Source organism: Duganella sp. CF458 (genome assembly GCF_900113115.1).
Taxonomy (GTDB): domain Bacteria; phylum Pseudomonadota; class Gammaproteobacteria; order Burkholderiales; family Burkholderiaceae_D; genus Rugamonas.
The window spans coordinates 87,791-106,525 of the sequence record NZ_FOOF01000006.1 but is presented as its reverse complement, the minus strand read 5'-3'; the positions used below and the strand labels follow the sequence as shown (position 1 = coordinate 106,525).

Sequence of the window (18,735 nt, the reverse complement as noted above, 5' to 3'; positions counted from 1 at the left end):
GAGACAGCCATGGCCCAGCGCATTCCCAAGCATTACCAGCAGCGCGGCGCAGTGGCCGTGATGTCTGGCCTGTTGCTCATGCTGGTACTGATCCCGGTCAGCGGCTTGGTGCTGGACCTGGGTCACCTGTACATCGTCAAGACCGAATTGCAGAACATGTCCGACTCGGCGGCCCTGGCCGCCGCCAAGGACCTGGACAATTCCGATGCGGGCCTGAACAAGGCGGTAGCCTCCGGCAAGGCGCTGGCGCTGAAGAACCGCTACGATTTCGGCAGCACACTCACGCTGCAGGACGCCAACTTCCGCTTCGCCGCCAGTCCGGACGGCCCCTGGTACACGCTGGCGCAGAGCCTGGGCAACGCCAACGGCCGCACCTTTGTCGAAGTCAACACCAAAGACGGCGGCAGCAGCGGCACCGCACAGTCGATCAATACCTGGCTGATGCGCATTGCCGGCAACAACAGCACCTCGACCTTTGGCGCCGCGGTGGCCGGCCGCTTCGTCAACACGGTAACGCCGATCGGCGTCTGCGCCATCGATCCGACCCGGCGCAATGCCAGCTACGACTACGGCACTTTCACCGAGCTGGTGGAATTCGGCTTCCGCCGCGGCGTGTCGTACAACATCTTTGAACTGGGCTCGCTGGGCGGGGCCAGCTCCGACCCGTACCAGATCAATCCGGTCAACTCGCCGCCGAATACCTGCTCCTCCGCCAACTCATCGGCCAACGTGACCGCGCCGTTCATGTGCGTCGGCAACAGCGCGGTGCTGCCGACCGGCATCGGCCAGGTCTACACCAACACCGGCATGACCTCCTCGCTGGACAAGGCGCTCAATTCGCGCTTCAACGACTACTCGGGCGGCTCCCAATGCGACCCGGCCAGCGCTCCGCCCGACAAGAACGTCAAGGAATATCTGCCGGGCAGCGGCAACGCTCCCGCCGACTGGCAAGACTCGGGCACCACGACGCAGCCCACCCAGCAATCGATCAGCACCAGTGGCACACCCAAACTGCCGCAGTATTCCCTGCCGCATGAAGCGACCGCCAGCGCACCGACCAAGGTCTGGCCCAGCACGGTCTCCACGCGTGTGACCACCCCGACCACCTATCCGGAATACGGCGCCATGTGGTCGTACACGCCGGCGGTGCAGTCTGACGGCACGACTGCCATCACCCCCGCGCAAGCCAACGGCACCATCGGCACCAATACCATCGGCACCGACAAGCTGATGTACGGGCGCAAAACCGGCACCACCGCCGACTATATCAATGCCGCCACGTATCCGACCAGCATCGGCGCCGGCTTTACCTCGGATCATGCGGCACCGTACAACCAGGCCAGCGGCGCAACCTTCCTGGCGCCGGCCGGGCGTCCCGGGGTCGAGGACCGCCGCATCCTGAACATCGTGCTGATCGACTGCCGTTCAGCGCCGGTGGGCAGCGCTTCCTGCGGCGTCATGACGGCGGTGGGCATCGGCAAGTTCTTCATGCAGAAAAAAGCCGATTTCAGCGGCTCGCCGAAGAAGCTGGATGTGGAATTCACGGGCCTGGTGCAACCGGTGCCTTCGTCCGAAGTCAAACTGTACAAGTGAACGCCATGCGCAACCGCCCCACATCCAAGCAATCCGGCGCCGCCCTGGTCGAATTCGCCCTAGTGGCATCAATCCTGTTCCTGCTGCTGGCCGGGACCTACGAATTCGGCCGCGCCTTCGCCTTTTACGACGCCCTGAGCAAGGCGACCCGGGACGGCGCCCGCTACATGAGCGTGGCGAAGAAAGCCACTATCAACTCGAGCTCGGTCAGCACCGCCAAGGACATTGTGGTGGCCGCTGCCAACGCCGCCAAGGTCCCCGGCTTCGCCCGCAGCAATGTGGTCGTGACCTGCCTGGATGCGAGCTACAACGACACCACCTGCGTCGACGGCACCGCGCCGGGCGGCGTGCGGGTCGAGATCAGCGGCTACGCCGTCAACATCGGCGAGACCGTCCCGTTGATCGGCAACTCCGTGCGAATTATCAACCTGACCCCGCGCACCACCATGCGCTATATGCTGTGAGGATGCCATGAAAAACCCGGCCCGCCGCCCCAGCCTGGCACGCCAAACAGGCGCCGCAATCGTCGAATTTGCCATCATTGGCGGGCTGCTGCTGGCCTTTATCTACGCCATCTTCGAATTCGGCCGCATGCTGTTCGTCTACAACACCATGCAGGAAATCAGCCGCCGCGGCGCACGCGAAGCGACCGTGCGCTGGGTCAGCGACAGCGCCACCATCAAGAGCGTCGCGCTGTTCGGCGCGTCGACCCTGCCGGGCGGCCCCGAGATCACTACCTCGAATATCTTCATCCGCTACCTGCGCGCAAATGGCGTCGATGAAGTGAGTGCCACGCCGCTCGATGCCGGCGACAATATGTCGGCATGCAACGATGTCCTGCGCAGCTCGGAATGCATTACCTACGTTGAAGTCTCGGTCAAGAACGTCGAATTCGCGCCGCTGATTTTCAAGGCCGGCGCAGTCACGACCTCGCGCCCGATTAATGCCATGCCACAGGCCACCACCGTCGTCTATGCCGAAAGCCTCGGCTTCACCAACTGAGCGATGCCATGAAGATCACCGCCATCTCCAGCAATGACAAACAACTGTTCGAAATCGCCCGCATCCTGCGCGAGCGCAGCCAGTCCGACCAGGTCGACGTGCTGCCCGGCTTGCTGGACAAGCTGCCGCGCTTCGAAAGTGGCGCACCGGACCTGTTGCTGGTGGCGCAGCCGCTGCTGAATGCAGCCGACCTGGAACGGCTGGAAACACTCAGCGCCCAGCATCCCGACATGGCGGTAATCGTGTCCTGCACCCAGCAGACTCCCGACTTCCTGCTGCAAGCCATGCGCGCCGGCGTGCGCGAAGTGATGCCGCTGCCGATTGAAGGCGCCGCGTTGCAGTCGGCGGTGCGCCGCATCGAGGAAAAGCGCAATTTCAATACCCGTGCGCTGGGCAAAGTGCTGGCCTTCATTTCCTGCAAGGGCGGCAGCGGCGCAACCTTCATCGCCGCCAACCTGGGCTACGCGCTGGCGGCGGCCGAGGGCAAGAAAGTGGCCCTGTTCGACTTCAACCTGCAGTTCGGCGACGCTTCGCTGTTCGTCTCAGACCAGCGCCCGGCTGCCAGCGTGGCCAGCGTGGCGGGCCAGATGCACCGCCTGGATGCCTCGCTGCTGTTCTCCAGCATGGTGCAGGTCACGCCGAATTTCCACGTGCTGGCCGCACCGGACGACCCGACCCAGGCCAACGACGTGCACCCCGAACACGTCGACGCCCTGCTGCGCCTGGCACGCCAGCATTACGATTTCGTGCTGCTCGATATCGGCCGCAGCCTGGATGCCGTCTCGGTACGCGCCCTCGACCAGGCCGACATGATCTTCCCCATCCTGCAGGCGACGCTGCCGTATATCCGCGACGGCAAACGCCTGCTGCAGGTGTTCCGCTCGCTCGACTATCGCAAGGACAAAATCCATTTGATCGTCAACCGCCATTCCAACACCGGCGACATCCGCCTGCGGGATTGCGAGCAAGCCTACGGGATGGAGATGTTCCGCACCATCCCGAACCATTATGAAGCAGCCGCCGCCTCGGTCAACCAGGGTGTGCCGATCTTGCAGCTGCAGCGCGCCAGCCCGATTTCCAAGGCATTGCAGGACCTGGCGCGAACCCTGGCTGGCGACAGCAATACCGAGTCGCGCGGCTGGTTGTCCCGAATCCTCCAGCGCGCATAAGCCCGCGCCCCCTTGCCCTAGCCCACGGAGTCGATCATGCAGATCCCAGCCCAGAACCTTCGCAACCGCCTCGGCGCCGCCGCGCCAGTAAACGGCAACGTCTCCGCCCTGCGGCAATCCGAGGCGATCGACAACCGCGCCTACCAGCAGCTCAAGCACCGCATCCACCAGACGCTGCTCGACCGGGTCGACCTGGAGAGCATGCAGCGCCTGACCCAGGACCAGATCCGCGACGAGCTGAAAGTGCTGGTCGAACGCCTGCTCGAAGAAAACATGGTGGTGATCAACGACAGCGAGCGCCGCAACCTGACGCGCGACATCCAGTACGAGGTGCTGGGCTTCGGGCCGCTAGAGCCGCTGCTGGCCGACCCCAATGTGTCGGACATCCTGGTGAACGGGGCGCGCCAGGTGTATGTCGAGCGCAAGGGCTGCCTGGAACTGACGGGGGTCACCTTCAATGACGACGCGCACCTGATGAAGATCATCGACAAGATCGTGTCGCGCGTGGGCCGCCGCATCGACGAGTCGAGCCCGATGGTCGACGCCCGCCTGCCGGACGGTTCGCGCGTCAACGCCATCATTCCGCCGCTGGCCATCGACGGGCCGGTGCTGTCGATCCGGCGCTTCTCGGCCGATCCGCTGGGCCTGGCGGAGCTGATCAGCTTCAACTCGATGACCGAAGCCATGGCCACCATCCTGCAGGCGCTGGGCAAGAGCAAGGTCAACATCCTGATCTCCGGCGGTACCGGTTCCGGCAAGACCACCATGCTGAATGCCATTTCCGGCTTCATCAGCCATAGCGAACGCATCGTCACCATCGAAGACGCCGCCGAGCTGCAACTGCAGCAGCCGCACATCGTGCGCCTGGAAACGCGTCCGCCCAATATCGAGGGCAAGGGCGAGGTGACACAACGCTCGCTGGTGCGCAACGCCCTGCGCATGCGTCCGGACCGCATCATCCTGGGCGAGGTGCGCGGCGCCGAAGCGCTGGACATGCTGCAGGCCATGAACACCGGCCACGAAGGCTCGATGGCCACCATCCACGCCAATACGCCGCGCGACGCGCTGACCCGCCTGGAAAACATGATCAGCATGGGCGCCGCCGGCCTGCCGGTGAAGGCCATGCGCCAGCAGATTTCCTCTGCGATCGGCGTGGTGGTGCAGGTGGCGCGCCTGACCGACGGCAAGCGCAAGCTGATGTCGATCCAGGAGATCACCGGCATGGAAGGCGAGATGATCACCATGCAGGAGATCTTCTGCTTCAAGCAGACCAGCGTCGGCACCGACGGTTCGGTGCAGGGCTTCTTCAGCGCCACCGGCGTACGGCCGCGCTTCGGCGAGCGCCTGCGCACTTTCGGCGTCACGCTGGCCGACGACATTTTCGACCCTACCGTGCAAAAGAGGATGTAAGCCATGGACTACCTCTACTACGCTACCGGCATCCTGGTCTTCCTGGCCGTGGTGCTGCTGATCGAAGGCATGTACCTGACCTGGAATTCGGCCAAGGGACCGGAGGCGGAACGCATCGCGCGCCGCCTGCGCATGATGTCCGCCGGCGGCCACGCCAGCGGCGAGAGCGCCTCGATGATCAAGCAGCGCCTGCTCAGCGAGTCGCCGCTGTTCCAGCGCTTGCTGCTGCAGATGCCGCGCATCAGCCAGCTCGACCGGCTGCTGGAACAGTCGGGCATGACCTGGACGGTATCGGACCTGATCGTGCTGTCCCTGCTATGCCCGGTACTGGTGGGCGGCGTGGCGTTCTTCCTGCGCCTGCCGCTGCTGGTGATCCTGCCGCTGATGGCATGCTCGATCGCCGTTCCCTTGCTGCTGGTACTGCGGGCCAAGAGCAAACGCCTGGCCAAGGTGGACCAGCAGTTGCCCGACGCGCTGGACCTGATCGGCCGCGCGCTGCGCGCCGGCCACGCCTTCCCTACCGCCATGAAGATGGTCGGCGATGAAATGAACGATCCGATTGCCGCGGAGTTCAAGACCACGTTCGACGAAGTCAATTTCGGCATCTCCATGAACGACGCGTTGATGAACATGGCCACACGCGTGCCCAGTACCGACCTGCGCTACTTCGTGATTGCCGTGATGATCCAGCGCGAGACCGGCGGCAACCTGGCCGAACTGCTGGACAACATCAGCAAGATCGTGCGCGACCGCATCAAGCTGCTGGGGCAGATCCGCGTGTTGTCGGCCGAGGGCCGCATGTCGGCCTGGGTGCTTGGCCTGCTGCCTTTCGGCGCCGGGCTGATGATCCAACTGACCAACCCTGGCTTCCTGGCCGTGCTGTACACCGACCCGGCCGGCCAGAAAATGGTCGCCACCGCGCTCACCATGATGTTCGTGGGCGTGCTGGCCATGCGCAAGATAATCCGGATTCGCGTCTAGCGGGAGACTGACATGAGCGTCATACAAATGGCCTTCCTGGCCCTGGTGTTCCTGCTGGTGTTCGGCACCGCCTACGTGGTCATGCTGCGCTTCAGCGCCAATCCGGTGCAAGGCCGGCTGCAGCAGGTCACTGACCTGCCGAGCAGCGCACGCCGGCGCGACCGTATCAGTCCCAACCTGCTGGCGCGCATCTCGGCCTGGCTGGCCCCGGTCGCCAAGCTGTCCGGTGGCGAAACCGAGGAATGGGAAAAGTCGACCTTGCGCGTACGCTTCATGAACGCCGGCTTGCGCCACGCGTCCATGGGCCCTCTGTACTTCGCCGCCAAGACGGCGCTGGCCATCATGCTGCCACTGGCACTGTACGCAGCCCTGGTGCTGTCGAACTCGCGCCTGTCCGGAAACGGGCTGATGTTCTGGCTGCTGCTGGCGGCAGGCCTGGGCTACTACTTGCCCAACTTCGTACTGCGCTGGGCGGTCAACCGCCGCCAGCTGGAGATTTTCGAGTCCTTCCCGGATGCCCTCGACCTGATGACTGTGTGCGTGGAAGCCGGCCTGGCGATGGATGCCGCCTTGCTGCGCGTAGCGGACGAAATCGGCATCAAGAGCCCGATCCTGGCCGACGAACTGAATCTGGTGACGCTCGAACTGCGCGCCGGCCTGTCCAAAGAGCGCGCGCTGCGCAACCTGGCGCTGCGCACCGGCGTGGAGGACGTCGATGCCCTGGTGGCCATGCTGATCCAGGCCGAGCGCTTCGGCACCAGCATCGCCGACTCCCTGCGCGTCCAGTCCGACCAGCTGCGCACGCGCCGCCGCCAGCGCGCAGAGGAAGCGGCTGCAAAGATTGCCCTGAAACTGCTGTTCCCGTTGATCTTCTTCATCTTCCCCTCGCTGCTGGTGGTGTTGATGGGACCTGCCTTTATCTCGATTTACCGCGTTTTGCTGCCAACCATGGGCGGCGCCGACGCCGGCTAGAAAGGAGTTGCCATGATCAAGCTCAAGCCAATCGCCTTGGCCGCAATGGGTTGCGGCCTACTTACGGCGTGCAGTGCGCCTCCAGTACAGCGTCCGCTGGCCTTGCAACCGGTAGTGCGCGGCGACATGCCGGGCAACCAGGCGGCAAGCTGGAACCGGCTGGCACGCTTCCATCACGAACGCGGCCAACTGGCCCTTGCGCTGGGCGCGTATGCGCAATCGCTGGCCCTCGATGCCAACCAGCTCGATGCGCGCAATGCGGTGGCCGTGATCGAGGCCCAGCGCGGCGACCTGGAACTGGCGCGCAAGGCATTGGCGGCGCTGGTCAAAGACTATCCGGGCGAGGCGCAGCCGCATACCAACCTCGGTTATGTGCAGTTCCTGATGGGCGACCATGCGGGCGCGGCGGAAACACTGCGCCGTGCCATGGCACTGGGCGCCGGGCCCAAGGCGTTCCAGAACCTGCAACTGGCGGAAGCGGCCATGGGCAAGGTGCCTGCCGCCGATGCTCCGCAGCTGGCCGCAGCGCCAAGCGCACCGGCACCGGCCACCGACGCCGCGCCGTCAGTTGTGGCGCCGTCTGTTGTGGCGCCGTCTGTTGTGGCGCCATCCGTGGTGGCACCGTCCGTGGTGGCGCCTGCTGTCGTGGCAGCCCCCGAGGCAGCCAAGCCGAATATGGCCCTGCTGGCCGAGACTGAAGCTGCGCCGGCAGCCGGCAGCCCCGCACGCCGGGAGCCGCAGCCGCTGGCCATCATGCCCTCGCCCGTGACGGGCGAACTTGCCAACCAGTTGCAATTGATCAAAGTCGCCGGCAACGTCTACGAGCTGAAAGCCCGTGTTGCCCCCGAGCCGGCAGCCGCGCCGGCGATTCCCGCGGCACCAATCATCGCGGCGGTCGAACCGCAGCCGGCGCAGCCAGCCGTCGCAACGGGCGACAAGGTTGGCCTGGCGCGCCTGGAAGTCTCCAACGGCAACGGCGTGACCGGCATGGCGCGCCGCTTCCGCAGCGTGCTTGGCCAGGTCGGGATTCCCGTCGACCGCCTGACCAACGCCAAGCCCTACCGGCAGGTGGTGACCGTCATCCAGTACCGCCCGGGCTTCGAGAAGCAGGCCGCCAGCCTGCAAAAAGCCCTGCAGGGCAAGGTGCAGCTCTCCAGCCAGCAACTGGCAGCCAGCGACATGCGCCTGGTGCTCGGCAAGGATGCCCGGGTGAGCCTGAGCGCAGCCACCGAAGCGGCTGCAATGTCGATGGTTGCCATGCAGCAGAAGGACTAAGCTGCCAGCTCGCGCTGCAGGAAGCGCCAGATCTCCGGCGCCTGCAGCGCAGCTATGTTCAGGCGCATGAACTGCGACGGCAGCTGGCTGGGCGAGAACAGGCTGCCGGGCGCCAGCAACAAGCCCTGCCCCATGGCCTTTTCAGTCAGCGCATTGGTATCGCGTCCCGCATCGACCCACACGAACATGCCCGCCGGCGGCGCGCTGGCGATGCGCATCCCGGTTTTCTCGAGCTGGCGCACGGTGCGCGCACGCAGACCGTCCAGGCGCGTGCGCATGCGCTCCGTGTGCTTGCGGTAGCTGCCTTCCGACAGCACCTTGTGCACCACCCGCTCGCCGATATCGCTGGTGGTCAGGGTCTGCAGCATCTTGCGGTCGGCCAGGCGCTGCGCCATTTCCTCCGAGGTGGCAATGAAGCCGACGCGCAGGTTGGCGGCCATGGTCTTGGAAAAGCCGCCCAGGTAGATCACGCGCTGCAACTGGTCGAGCGCCGCCATGCGGGTGGCCGGCTGTACGCTGCTGCCGGGGTGCAGGTCGCAGTAGATATCGTCTTCCACGATGGTGATGTCGTGTTCCTCGGCGATGCGCAGGATCTGGAAAGCCTTGGCGGCCGACAGCGAGGTTGAGCTGGGGTTGTGCAGCACGGAGTTGATCACGTACAGCTTGGGCTTGTGGATTGCCGCCAGTTCGGCCAGTTGCGCGATGTCGGGGCCGTCGGCCAGGCGCGGGATGCCGACCACCCGCGCGCCCAGCGCGGCAAAGGAGCCGAACATCAGGAACCAGGCCGGATCATCGACAAACACCGTATCGCCGGGGCGAGTGAATTCGCGCGCCACCATGTCCAGCGCCTGGGTCACGCCGGCGGTGGTGACGATCTGTTCCGGCGTGGCGCCGATCTCGAGTTCCGCCAGCTTGTGCTGCAAATGCTGGCGCAACGGCAGGTAACCCTGGGGCACGCCGTAATTCAACAAAATGCTGCTGTGCTGGCGGCTGATGGCGCGCAGCGCATTACCGATTGCCACGCCGTCGAGCCAGTCGGCCGGCAGCACGCCGGTGCCCGGCATATGCTGGTGCGGCACGGTACGGAACATATTCCGTACCAGCCAGACCACGTCCAGTCCGTGCGTGCCTTCCGGCTGCGCCAGTCCCGGCGCGTGCGCCGCCGGCTGCGGCGCCTGCAGCGGTGCCCGGTCGCGGATGAAAAAGCCGGCGCCGCGCCGCGATTCAAGGTAGCCGCGCGCCACCAACTTGTCGTAGGCGCCGACCACGGTGAACGGCGACACGCCGTGCGCGGTGGCGAACTGGCGGATTGAAGGCATGCGGGCGCCGGCGCGCAGCACGCGGTCATCGATGCGGGCGGCAACGCTGCGCACGATCTGGTCGCCGAGCGACTCTCCGCCTTCGCGGCTGAGCAAGATTGTATTGGTCATATCACCATCACAGTGCGTGAAATTATCCGTGCAAGTGTACTGGTACTGTACTGGTTACTTATTCTACGATACACCCATCGCCTTCAAACTTCCAGTGATTAAAGGAGCCCACGCCATGAACCTGTTGCCCACCCGTGCCGAACTCGACGCCGCCGCCACCATCGTGTACGGTGCCATGCCGGCCACGCCGCAATTTTCCTGGCCGCTGCTGAACGAGGTGCTGGGCACGGAAACCTGGGTCAAGCATGAAAACCATACGCCGACCGGCGCCTTCAAGGTGCGCGGTGGCCTGGTCTATCTGGATGGCTTGCTGAAACGCGAACCCGGCGTAGCGGGCATTGTGTCGGCCACGCGCGGCAATCATGGCCAGTCGATTGCCTTCGCTGCACGCCGCCATGGCGTCAAGTCGACCATCGTGGTCCCGCACGGCAACAGCCTGGAAAAAAATGCCGCCATGCGCGGCCTGGGCGCCGCATTGATCGAATACGGGGATGATTTCCAGGCCAGCCGCGAGTACGCGCTGGGGCTGGCGCGCAAGCAGGGTTTGCATATGGTGCCGTCCTGCCATACCGATCTGGTGGCCGGCGTGGCAAGCTACTGGATGGAGCTGTTCCATGCACAGCCGGAGCTGGACACCGTGTTCGTGCCGATCGGCCAGGGCTCGGGCTTCTGCGCAGCGGTGGCGGCGCGCGAGGCGCTGGGACTGCGTACCCGCGTCATCGGCGTGGTATCCAGCCATGCCCCGGCTTATATGGAATCGTTCCGCAGCGGCGAGTTGCGCGAGGCCCCGACCAGCACCGAACTGGCCGATGGCATGGCTTGCCGCACGCCGGACGCGGGTTCGCTGGAGATCGTGCGCCGCTATGCCGACGACGTGGTCGCCGTCAGCGATGAGGAAGTGGCGCGCGCTATCCGCCTGTATTACCGGGCCACCCATAACCTGGCCGAAGGCGCGGGAGCGGCGGCGCTGGCGGCGGCCCTGCGCCTCAAGCATGACCCGCGCGTGGCGGGCCGCAAGGTCGGCTTGCCGCTGACCGGGGCCAATGTGGATGCGGAGAAGATCATGCGCGTGTTGTCGGAGGTGCTGCCGTGACGCCCTACTCGCATGATGGGCCGGGGTGGGAGCTTGACTGCCAGACCGGCAAGCCGGTGTCCGGCCCACTGGGTCCGTCGCCGATGACCCGGCTGGTTTCAGGCGCCGAGAACCAGGGCATGCTGCTCGGTTTCGTCGGCGTCGCCGTTTTCAGCCTGACGCTGCCCTTCACCCGCCTGGCGGTGGCCGGCCTCGATCCCCTCTTCGTGGCGATGGGCCGCGCCGTGGCGGCGGCTGTACTGGCCCTGTGCTGGCTGGGCTGGAAGCGCGCCGCGCTGCCGACGCGCGCCCAGTTGCCCACCCTGCTGGCGGTGTCCGTCGGTTGCGTGATCGGCTTCCCCCTGCTGACTTCCATCGCCATGCGCACCCTGCCCGCCTCGCACGGCGCGGTATTGGTCGGCATCCTGCCGCTGGCGACGGCCCTGTTTGCGGCCTTGCGCGGACATGAGCGTCCTTCGCCTGGATTCTGGTGCATGGCGGCGGCAGGCAGCGCCCTGGTGGCCGGCTTCGCACTGCGCCAGTCGGGCGGCGGTCTGCACGGCGCCGACCTGGCAGTCTTTGCCGCCGTGGCGCTGGCCGCCATGGGGTATGCCGAAGGCGGCCGCCTGTCGCAAACCATGGGCGGCGAACAGGTGATCGGCTGGGCGCTCGTGCTGTCGCTGCCGCTGGCCGCGCCGGCCACCCTCTGGCTGCTGTGGCGCGACTGGAGCGGCATTGTCGCCGCACCGGCCAGCGCCTGGCTGGGCTTCAGCTACGTGTCCGTCTTCTCGATGTTCATCGGCTTCTTTTTCTGGTACCGCGGCATGGCGCTGGGCGGCGTGGCAAGGGTCGGCCAGGTGCAGTTGGCCCAGCCTGGATTATCTTTGGTGGGCGCCGCCGTGGTCCTGAACGAAACTTTGCATATTGAGCATATTCTGTTCACTTTTGCCGTAATTGCCGTCGTCGGCGCAGGAAAACGCATGAAAGTGGCCCGTTGACCGTGACGAATTCGGCAACGTGCAGAGTACAATAGCGACTTCACGGAACCATTTTTCTTGGAAATCACATGTCTGTCTACGAAAAACTGAAGTCGCTCGATATCACCCTGGCCGCGCCAGCCGCCCCGGTCGCCGCCTACGTCATGCACGTACAAAGCGGTAACCAGGTGTTCTTGTCCGGCCACATCGCCAAGAAGGCCGACGGCACCCCATGGGTCGGCCAACTGGGCAAGAATATCTCGACTGAAGAAGGCAAGCAGGCAGCACGCTCGATCGCCATCGCCATGATGGGCACCCTGCAGGAAGCCTGCGGCGGCGACCTGACCCGCGTCAAGCGCATCGTCAAGGTCATGAGCCTGGTCAATTCCACCCCCGACTACACCGAACAGCACCTGGTCACCAACGGCTGCTCCGAGCTGCTGGGCGAAGTGTTCGGCGACGCCGGCAAGCATGCCCGCTCCGCCTTCGGCGTGGCGCAGATCCCGCTTGGTTCCTGCGTTGAAATCGAACTGATCGCCGAAATCGCTTAACCCCCGCTAGAGATTGAATATGAAAATCGAGAACCAGAACCCATTGCAATGGAACTTCTCCGAGCGTGCCAAGGGCATGCAGGCGTCCTTCATCCGTGAGATCCTGAAGGTCACCCAGCAGCCGGAGATCACCTCCTTCGCCGGCGGCCTGCCATCGCCCGCCACCTTCCCGGTGGACATCATGAAGGCAGCCTTCGACAAGGTGCTGTCGACCAACGGCAAAGTCGCCCTGCAATACGGCCCGACCGACGGCTACATGCCGCTGCGCCAATGGATCGCCGATTCGCTGTCCCAGAACGGCGCCAAGATCTCGCCGGAACAGGTGCTGATGGTATCGGGCTCGCAGCAGGCGCTGGACCTGATCGGCAAGGTGCTGATCGACGAAGGCAGCAAAGTGCTGGTGGAGACCCCGTCCTACCTGGGCGCGCTGCAGGCATTCTCGGTGTACCGTCCTGAATTCCACTCGGTCCCATCCGACGAACACGGCCTGATTCCATCGTCGCTGGACGCCATCGCGGAAGGCGCGCGCCTGCTGTACGCGCTGCCGAACTTCCAGAACCCGACCGGCCGCTCGCTGTCCGTTGAGCGCCGCCAGGAACTGGTGGAAACTTGCGCCCGCCTGAACCTGCCGCTGATCGAAGACGATCCATACGGTGCGCTGTCCTACACCGGCCAGCCGAGCCCGAAAATGATCGCCATGAATCCGGAAGGCGTGATCTACATGGGTTCCTTCTCCAAGGTGCTGACCCCTGGCATCCGCCTGGGCTACGTGGTGGCTCCGCTGCCGATGGTGCGCCGCCTGGAGCTGGCCAAGCAAGCCGCCGACCTGCACACCGCGCAACTGACCCAGATGGTGGTGCACGAAGTGGTGAAGGACGGCTTCCTGGACCAGCACATCCCGACCATCCGCGAACTGTACGGCAACCAGTGCAAGGCCATGCTGGACGCCATGGACCAGCACTTCCCGAAAGAAGCCACCTGGACCAAGCCGGACGGCGGCATGTTCATCTGGGTCGAGCTGCCAAAGCACATCAACGCGATGGAACTGCTGGACGAAGCCATCAAGAACAAGATCGCTTTCGTGCCGGGCGCACCGTTCTACGCCAACGAGCCGGCCACCAACACCCTGCGCCTGTCCTTCGTGACCGTGCCGCCGGAGCGCATCCACGCCGGCATCGAAGTGCTGGGCAAGCTGATCAAAGCCCGCATGTAATGCCCTGCTGCGCAGGATGAAATTCATATCGGGGTTCATCCTCGCAGCATGGCTTGCTGTCGGCGGCGCACACGCCGCCGACAGCAAGCCTCCGGTCGTGCTGGTGCACGGTTTCTTCGGCTTCGACCACGCGACGCTGGGCGGTTCCTTCCGCTACTGGGGCGGCTTCAATGATATCGCACAGCACATCAAGGCCGGCACCGGCCGCGAAGTATTTACGGCCGGCGTAGGGCCGGTCAGTTCGAACTGGGACCGCGCCGTCGAACTGTATTACCAGATCAAGGGCGGCTGCGCCGACTATGGCGCAGGCCACACGGCACAACATGCCGCCGCCGGCCATATCCAGAAGCCTGCCGGCAAATGCTGGGCGGCCGATCCGGCCAACAATCCCGAACAGTATCCGCTCGCACTGTACCCGCAATGGGATGCCGCGCACCCCATCCACCTGGTCGGTCACAGCCAGGGCGGGCAGACCATCCGCACCCTGGTCCAGCTGATGCAGCAAGGCAGCGTGGGCAACAACGGCGCGGGCAACAACAACGGGCGCGGCTGGGTGACCAGCGCCACCTCCATCGCAACGCCGCATAACGGCACCACGCTGCGCGACATCCTGATCGGCTGGCTGCCCGACGCTTCGACGCTGGCCGGCCTGGCCGTGCAGGCTACCGGTGCCGGCGGTTCAGGCGGCAGCGGTTTCAAGTTCCGGCTCGAGCAGTACAATATGAAGGCCAGCGCGGCGGAATCGTTCGACGACTTTTTCGAACGCACCCGCGGCCACTCGTTCTGGGATTTGAAGAACCACGATTCGGCGCAATGGGAGCTGTCGCCGGACGGCGCAAGCGAATTGAATCGTTGGGTGAAGACATCGCCGCACGTGTACTATTTTTCCTTCAGCGCGCGGGCCACCGAATCGCTCAGCCTGTTCGGCAAGGAATTCCAGTACCCGCGCCCCGACATGTTCCTGTTCCTGCAAGGCATGGCGGGCGAATGGGTGGTGCCGTCCTTCGGACATCGCGGCATGGGCTCGTTCCAGCAGACGGCAGCCGGGCGCGTGCCGACCGACCAGCGCTGGTTTGTCAACGACGGCGTGGTCAACACCATCAGCATGGCCGGCCCCGAGGGCAGCACGATCCAGGCCCTGTCAGGCCAGCCGCTCAAAGGCGTGTGGAATCACATCGGCACCATGCAAGGCATGGATCACTTCGACGTGATCGGCTGGGATGCCAAGCCTTCGGCCTCGCTGAAGATGTACGACACGCTGATGGCCATCCTGTCCAGACTCGATTAAGCGGGCCTGCTGGCTCGCCGTGCATTGCGATTGGCTCCGCAGGCACGGTTATGCGCCAACCGTGCGCAATCTCCCCGTGGTGAAATGAATCACACAAGAAACCACGGGAGACAACCGCATGAAAGTGCTATCCAGCCTCACCCTTGCCGCCTGCCTGGCCGCCTCCTCCGCCCAGGCTGCCAATAGCGACCCGGTCGTGCTGGTGCACGGCTTCCTCGGCTTCGGGCCGGAGACCTTTGCCGCCACCGGCTTCAAATACTGGGGCGGCTTCAACGACATCGCAGCACGTATCCGCGGCACGCAGCGGCCCGTGTTCACTGCCGGCGTTGGCCCGGTCAGCTCCAACTGGGACCGCGCGGTCGAACTGTATTACCAGGTCAAAGGCGGTTGCGCCGACTATGGCGTGCGCCACACGGCGGACAATGCCGCAGCTGGCCATATCCAGAAGCCGGCCGGCAAGTGCTGGGCCGCCGACCCGGCCAATAATCCCAACAAATACCCGCTTGCGCTGTACCCGCAATGGGATGCCCAGCACCCGGTGCATTTCGTGTCGCACAGCCAGGGCGGCCAGACCATCCGCACCCTGATCCAGTTGCTGGAAAACGGCGCGCCGCATGGTGCCGGCACGGAAGGCGGCGGCGCCTTGTACTCAGGCGGCAAGGTGGGCTGGGTCAGGAGCGCGACGTCGATTTCTTCGCCGCACAACGGCACCACGCTGCGCGACGTGGTGGTTGAATTCGTGCCCAAGGTTTCCGAACTGGCGGGCAGCATCGTCGAAATGGCGGGCCTGGGCGGTTCCGGCGGCAGTGGCTACAAGTTCCGGCTCGAACAATACGGCTTGGCGCAGGGGCCTGCCGAATCGATCGGGGACTTCATCGACCGCACGCGCGGCGCCCCGTTCTGGCAGCTGTCCAACCATGATGCCGCGCAGTGGGACCTGGGGCCGGACGGTGCCGCCCAGTTGAATGGTTGGGTGAAGACTTCGCCCAACGTCTACTACTTCTCCATCGGCTCGCGCGCCACGGAGCAAGGCCACTGGTGCTGCAACAACACCGACCGCGTGATCGCGCCATTCCAGAGCAGCGCTTACCAATACGCCCGCAACGACATGATCTTCTTCCTGAAGAACACCGCAGGCGAATGGGTGGTGCCGTCGATCCTGCAGCATGGCATGGGCTCTTACCGCTCGCCGGAGTGGTACCCGAACGACGGCGTGGTGAATACCGTGTCGATGCGCGGCCCCTCCGGCCAGCCGCAGCGCAATTTCGACGGCGCACCGGTCAAGGGGAGCTGGAACTATATCGGCTACTACGACCAGTACGACCACTTCGACGTGATCGGGTGGGATTCGCCGACCTGGGCGGTGTACCCGATCTACGATAACCTGCTCAGTATTATCGGCGGGCTATGAACGTGCGCGCCACGATCGCTATCGCATCGGTCGGTATGGCGGCGGCGCTGTGGCGGGCCGGCGCGCCCGCGTCCCCGCCTGCGCACTCGCATATGCCGCCGGCAGCCGCTGCGCCAGCGGCCGGCAGCAGTACCGGCAAGGCGGCTTCCGCCCGGACTGCGCCGACCGCGCCGGCGGTGCCAGGTAGTGCTGCCCCCAAAACCCGCGCCATCGCCGCTGTCGCCAGCGTTGAAGCCGCCGTGCGCGACGCGCGACGCCATGGTAAAGGCGAGCAGGAAGTCCATCGCCTGCGCAGCGAGAAGCTGCCGGCGGAGCAGGTTGAAGCGCTGGCCCGCATGGAAGCTGCCGAAGCGAGCTGGCAGCAACGGTTGGAAGCGCTGCAGGCAGCATGTGCTGCCGACATCGGCTGCGACGACGCACGTGCCAGCTTCACGCGCGAAGAACTAGCCCGTGCCACCGCCTACGCGCCACCGACGTTAAAGCAATAGGCCCTACGGCGCCGCCGACAACATCATGCTCGCCTCATCTTGCCCGACATATTGGGCAATCAGGCGCTGCAGAGTTCCGTCGGCGCGCATCTCCTTCATCAGCCCCGCCCAGCGCCGCGCATCCTCGACACTGAACAGCTTCTTTGCCATCAAGAGATTGGCCGGACCGCGTGGCCTGCTGCCGGCCCAGTCCTCCACGCGCACCGCGCCCGCGATGATTTCATCTTTCAGGTAACCGCCATATGCCAGTTTCGGTGCAAGCAGCGCCTGGAAGCGGCCTCCCTTGAACAGGGCGTACAGGCGGTCGCCATCGTCCACGTCCTCAACGCGGCCGATATTGCGCAGCTGCGTCACGAAGTCTTCATATGCCGGTCCGGCCGCGTAGCCGCGCCCGAAGCCAAGCCGCATACCGGGATCGGCAATGAAATCCGCCATGGAGTGCACGCTGACGCCGGAATCCGCGCGCAAGATGACCATATTTTTCAGCCACATGTAAGGCTCGGCCCAGGCGAATACGGTACGCTCCGGCGTGGCGGCAGCGGACAGCGTCATGTCGACGCCGCCGCTTTGCATGGCGGGCCAGATCGCGCGCCGCTGCAGAACTTTGTAGGTGAACCGGCAGCCGCTGCGCTTGCGCAGTTGCTCCGCCACGTCCTTGTCCAGGCCCGTACCGGCGCGATAGAAGTTTCCGAATTCGTAGAGGCCGACCACGATGGGCCGGGAAGGACACGTTGGCGCCGCAATTTTTTCAGCATGCGCCGGCAGGCAAGGCCCCGCCAGCACCAGCACCAGCACCAGCACCAACGCGCGCAAGAAGTTACGCATGCCGCCCTCCCGATGTCGCTATTCGCCTTGCCGATTATGACACGCGACAACAGCCTAGCCTACTTATTTGCTCGAGACGTTGACCATGCCCTTGAAGTCATACGGAATCACCACAGTCTGCACTTTGCCGGCCGCAATACCTTCCGCGATCTTCATCTGGGCCTGCGCCTGCATATAGGAGATGGCGCCTGCATTGGCGTTCAGGGCCGCGATACGTTCGGCTTCCTTCTTCGCGATCTGCACTTCGACCTCCTTGGTCTTCTCCTCGTTCTTGGCGCGCACCAGGTTGTCGGCGCTGGCCTTCACCGCATCGCTGGGAACCATGCCGCCCACGCGCACCTGCGAGATCGTAATGCCGTTCAGTTTTTCATCGTTCAGCGTTGCGATCATGGTGGCCTGGATCTCCTCCTCGATCTGGGAGCGGTTGTCGTTCATGTTCAGCGCTTCGTATTTGCGCGCCACCTTGTACACCGCGTTGCGCGCCGTCTGGTAAATATAGGCGTGCATCAGGTAGATGTCGCCGCTATTGTCCTGCGTGTGGAAGGAACGGCTCTTGTTGACCCACAGGTCCGACACCGCCGACGGCGTGATGTTGTAGATCACTGCCAGGTCGAAGTCCTTCATGGTCGAGTTGTCCGCAGCCAGCGGCATCAGGTCGCGCACGTCGACGCTGACATCCTTGATCGGGAAGGTCAGGATGGAACCGACCACGGTCTGGTTGAAACTGCCCGCCACGCGCTCTTCGGCCTCCACCGTCTTGTCGAAGTTGACGCGCAAGCCCACCTCGCCGGTGTCGATCACCTTGCAGCCGGACAGGGCGACAACGGCAAGCAGGACAGGAACCAGCAGGAGCTTTGTTTTTTTCATGGCGATCTCAATGAGTGAATGGAAGCGTCATTCTATTGCTTTCCGGACAGATAAAAATCATGCAAAGAGCACTAAAATTACCGTTGCCAAACTGTTAGTGAACGTGGTCGGATGTACACACAATGTCACAACTTTCCTTAGCGCCCAGGAAACTTTCACCCCACAGCACTAAGCCAACGTCTTTTTTAGGCAAAACCCTCCTTGAATTTCC

The 18,735-nt window shown here is 64.5% G+C and carries 18 protein-coding genes; 15 read left to right on the top strand and 3 right to left on the bottom strand.

Going from position 1 to position 18,735, the window contains the following annotated elements:
• Positions 1–9: 9 nt before the first annotated feature.
• The 8 genes from BM269_RS10905 to BM269_RS29415 are packed head-to-tail and all read left to right on the top strand — an operon-like array spanning position 10 to position 8,402.
• On the top strand, positions 10–1,593 hold the full coding sequence (locus tag BM269_RS10905) for a pilus assembly protein TadG-related protein (protein WP_090437055.1): 1,584 nt from the start codon (positions 10–12) through the stop codon (positions 1,591–1,593).
• Positions 1,594–1,598: 5 nt separating this feature from the next.
• Positions 1,599–2,057, top strand: coding sequence for a TadE/TadG family type IV pilus assembly protein (locus BM269_RS10900; protein WP_090437245.1), 459 nt, complete (start codon positions 1,599–1,601; stop codon positions 2,055–2,057).
• A 7-nt stretch (positions 2,058–2,064) separates the two neighbouring features.
• Positions 2,065–2,595, top strand: a complete 531-nt coding sequence (locus BM269_RS10895) for a TadE/TadG family type IV pilus assembly protein (protein WP_090437054.1) — start codon at positions 2,065–2,067, stop codon at positions 2,593–2,595.
• Positions 2,596–2,603: 8 nt separating this feature from the next.
• The gene (locus BM269_RS10890) at positions 2,604–3,764 is read left to right on the top strand and encodes a CpaE/TadZ family protein (RefSeq protein WP_090437053.1); all 1,161 of its coding nucleotides are present in this window, start codon (positions 2,604–2,606) and stop codon (positions 3,762–3,764) included.
• Positions 3,765–3,800: 36 nt separating this feature from the next.
• Positions 3,801–5,174, top strand: coding sequence for a TadA family conjugal transfer-associated ATPase (locus BM269_RS10885; protein ID WP_090437052.1), 1,374 nt, complete (start codon positions 3,801–3,803; stop codon positions 5,172–5,174).
• A gap of 3 nt (positions 5,175–5,177) precedes the next feature.
• Positions 5,178–6,155 carry a type II secretion system F family protein gene (locus BM269_RS10880; RefSeq protein ID WP_090437051.1) on the top strand — a complete coding sequence of 326 codons (978 nt, stop codon included), beginning with the start codon at positions 5,178–5,180 and terminating at the stop codon, positions 6,153–6,155.
• Positions 6,156–6,167: 12 nt separating this feature from the next.
• Positions 6,168–7,127, top strand: a complete 960-nt coding sequence (locus BM269_RS10875; protein WP_090437050.1) for a type II secretion system F family protein — start codon at positions 6,168–6,170, stop codon at positions 7,125–7,127.
• 12 nt (positions 7,128–7,139) lie between these two features.
• Positions 7,140–8,402 carry a LytR C-terminal domain-containing protein gene (locus BM269_RS29415; protein ID WP_170860343.1) on the top strand — a complete coding sequence of 421 codons (1,263 nt, stop codon included), beginning with the start codon at positions 7,140–7,142 and terminating at the stop codon, positions 8,400–8,402.
• Here the strand turns inward: BM269_RS29415 and BM269_RS10855 are convergent.
• Positions 8,399–9,832 (bottom strand): aminotransferase-like domain-containing protein, encoded by a 1,434-nt coding sequence (locus BM269_RS10855; RefSeq protein ID WP_090437046.1) that lies wholly within the window; start codon positions 9,830–9,832, stop codon positions 8,399–8,401. The two genes, BM269_RS29415 and BM269_RS10855, sit on opposite strands and share 4 nt — an antisense overlap.
• 115 nt (positions 9,833–9,947) lie before the next feature.
• Here BM269_RS10855 and BM269_RS10850 point away from each other — a divergent pair, with 115 nt between their 5' ends.
• From BM269_RS10850 to BM269_RS10820, 7 genes are all read left to right on the top strand, one after another.
• Entirely contained in the window at positions 9,948–10,925 is a 978-nt protein-coding gene (locus BM269_RS10850) for a threonine dehydratase (protein WP_090437045.1), read from the top strand.
• An 83-nt stretch (positions 10,926–11,008) separates the two neighbouring features.
• A complete protein-coding gene (locus BM269_RS10845; RefSeq protein ID WP_229204613.1) occupies positions 11,009–11,902 on the top strand; it encodes a DMT family transporter in 894 nt (297 codons plus the stop codon).
• Positions 11,903–11,970: 68 nt separating this feature from the next.
• Positions 11,971–12,432 (top strand): RidA family protein, encoded by a 462-nt coding sequence (locus BM269_RS10840; RefSeq protein WP_055935973.1) that lies wholly within the window; start codon positions 11,971–11,973, stop codon positions 12,430–12,432.
• A 19-nt stretch (positions 12,433–12,451) separates the two neighbouring features.
• Complete coding sequence (locus BM269_RS10835; protein ID WP_090437044.1) at positions 12,452–13,645, top strand: aminotransferase-like domain-containing protein; 1,194 nt, start codon at positions 12,452–12,454, stop codon at positions 13,643–13,645.
• A gap of 16 nt (positions 13,646–13,661) precedes the next feature.
• Positions 13,662–14,933 carry an esterase/lipase family protein gene (locus tag BM269_RS10830; protein WP_090437043.1) on the top strand — a complete coding sequence of 424 codons (1,272 nt, stop codon included), beginning with the start codon at positions 13,662–13,664 and terminating at the stop codon, positions 14,931–14,933.
• A 118-nt stretch (positions 14,934–15,051) separates the two neighbouring features.
• A complete protein-coding gene (locus BM269_RS10825; protein WP_090437042.1) occupies positions 15,052–16,344 on the top strand; it encodes an esterase/lipase family protein in 1,293 nt (430 codons plus the stop codon).
• Entirely contained in the window at positions 16,341–16,832 is a 492-nt protein-coding gene (locus tag BM269_RS10820) for a lipase secretion chaperone (RefSeq protein WP_090437041.1), read from the top strand. Before BM269_RS10825 ends, BM269_RS10820 begins: the two co-directional genes overlap by 4 nt.
• 3 nt (positions 16,833–16,835) lie before the next feature.
• Here BM269_RS10820 and BM269_RS10815 read toward each other — a convergent pair whose 3' ends face one another.
• Positions 16,836–17,657 (bottom strand): substrate-binding periplasmic protein, encoded by an 822-nt coding sequence (locus tag BM269_RS10815; RefSeq protein WP_090437040.1) that lies wholly within the window; start codon positions 17,655–17,657, stop codon positions 16,836–16,838.
• 63 nt (positions 17,658–17,720) lie between these two features.
• Positions 17,721–18,524, bottom strand: coding sequence for an SPFH domain-containing protein (locus tag BM269_RS10810; RefSeq protein WP_090437039.1), 804 nt, complete (start codon positions 18,522–18,524; stop codon positions 17,721–17,723).
• Positions 18,525–18,735 lie beyond the last annotated feature (211 nt).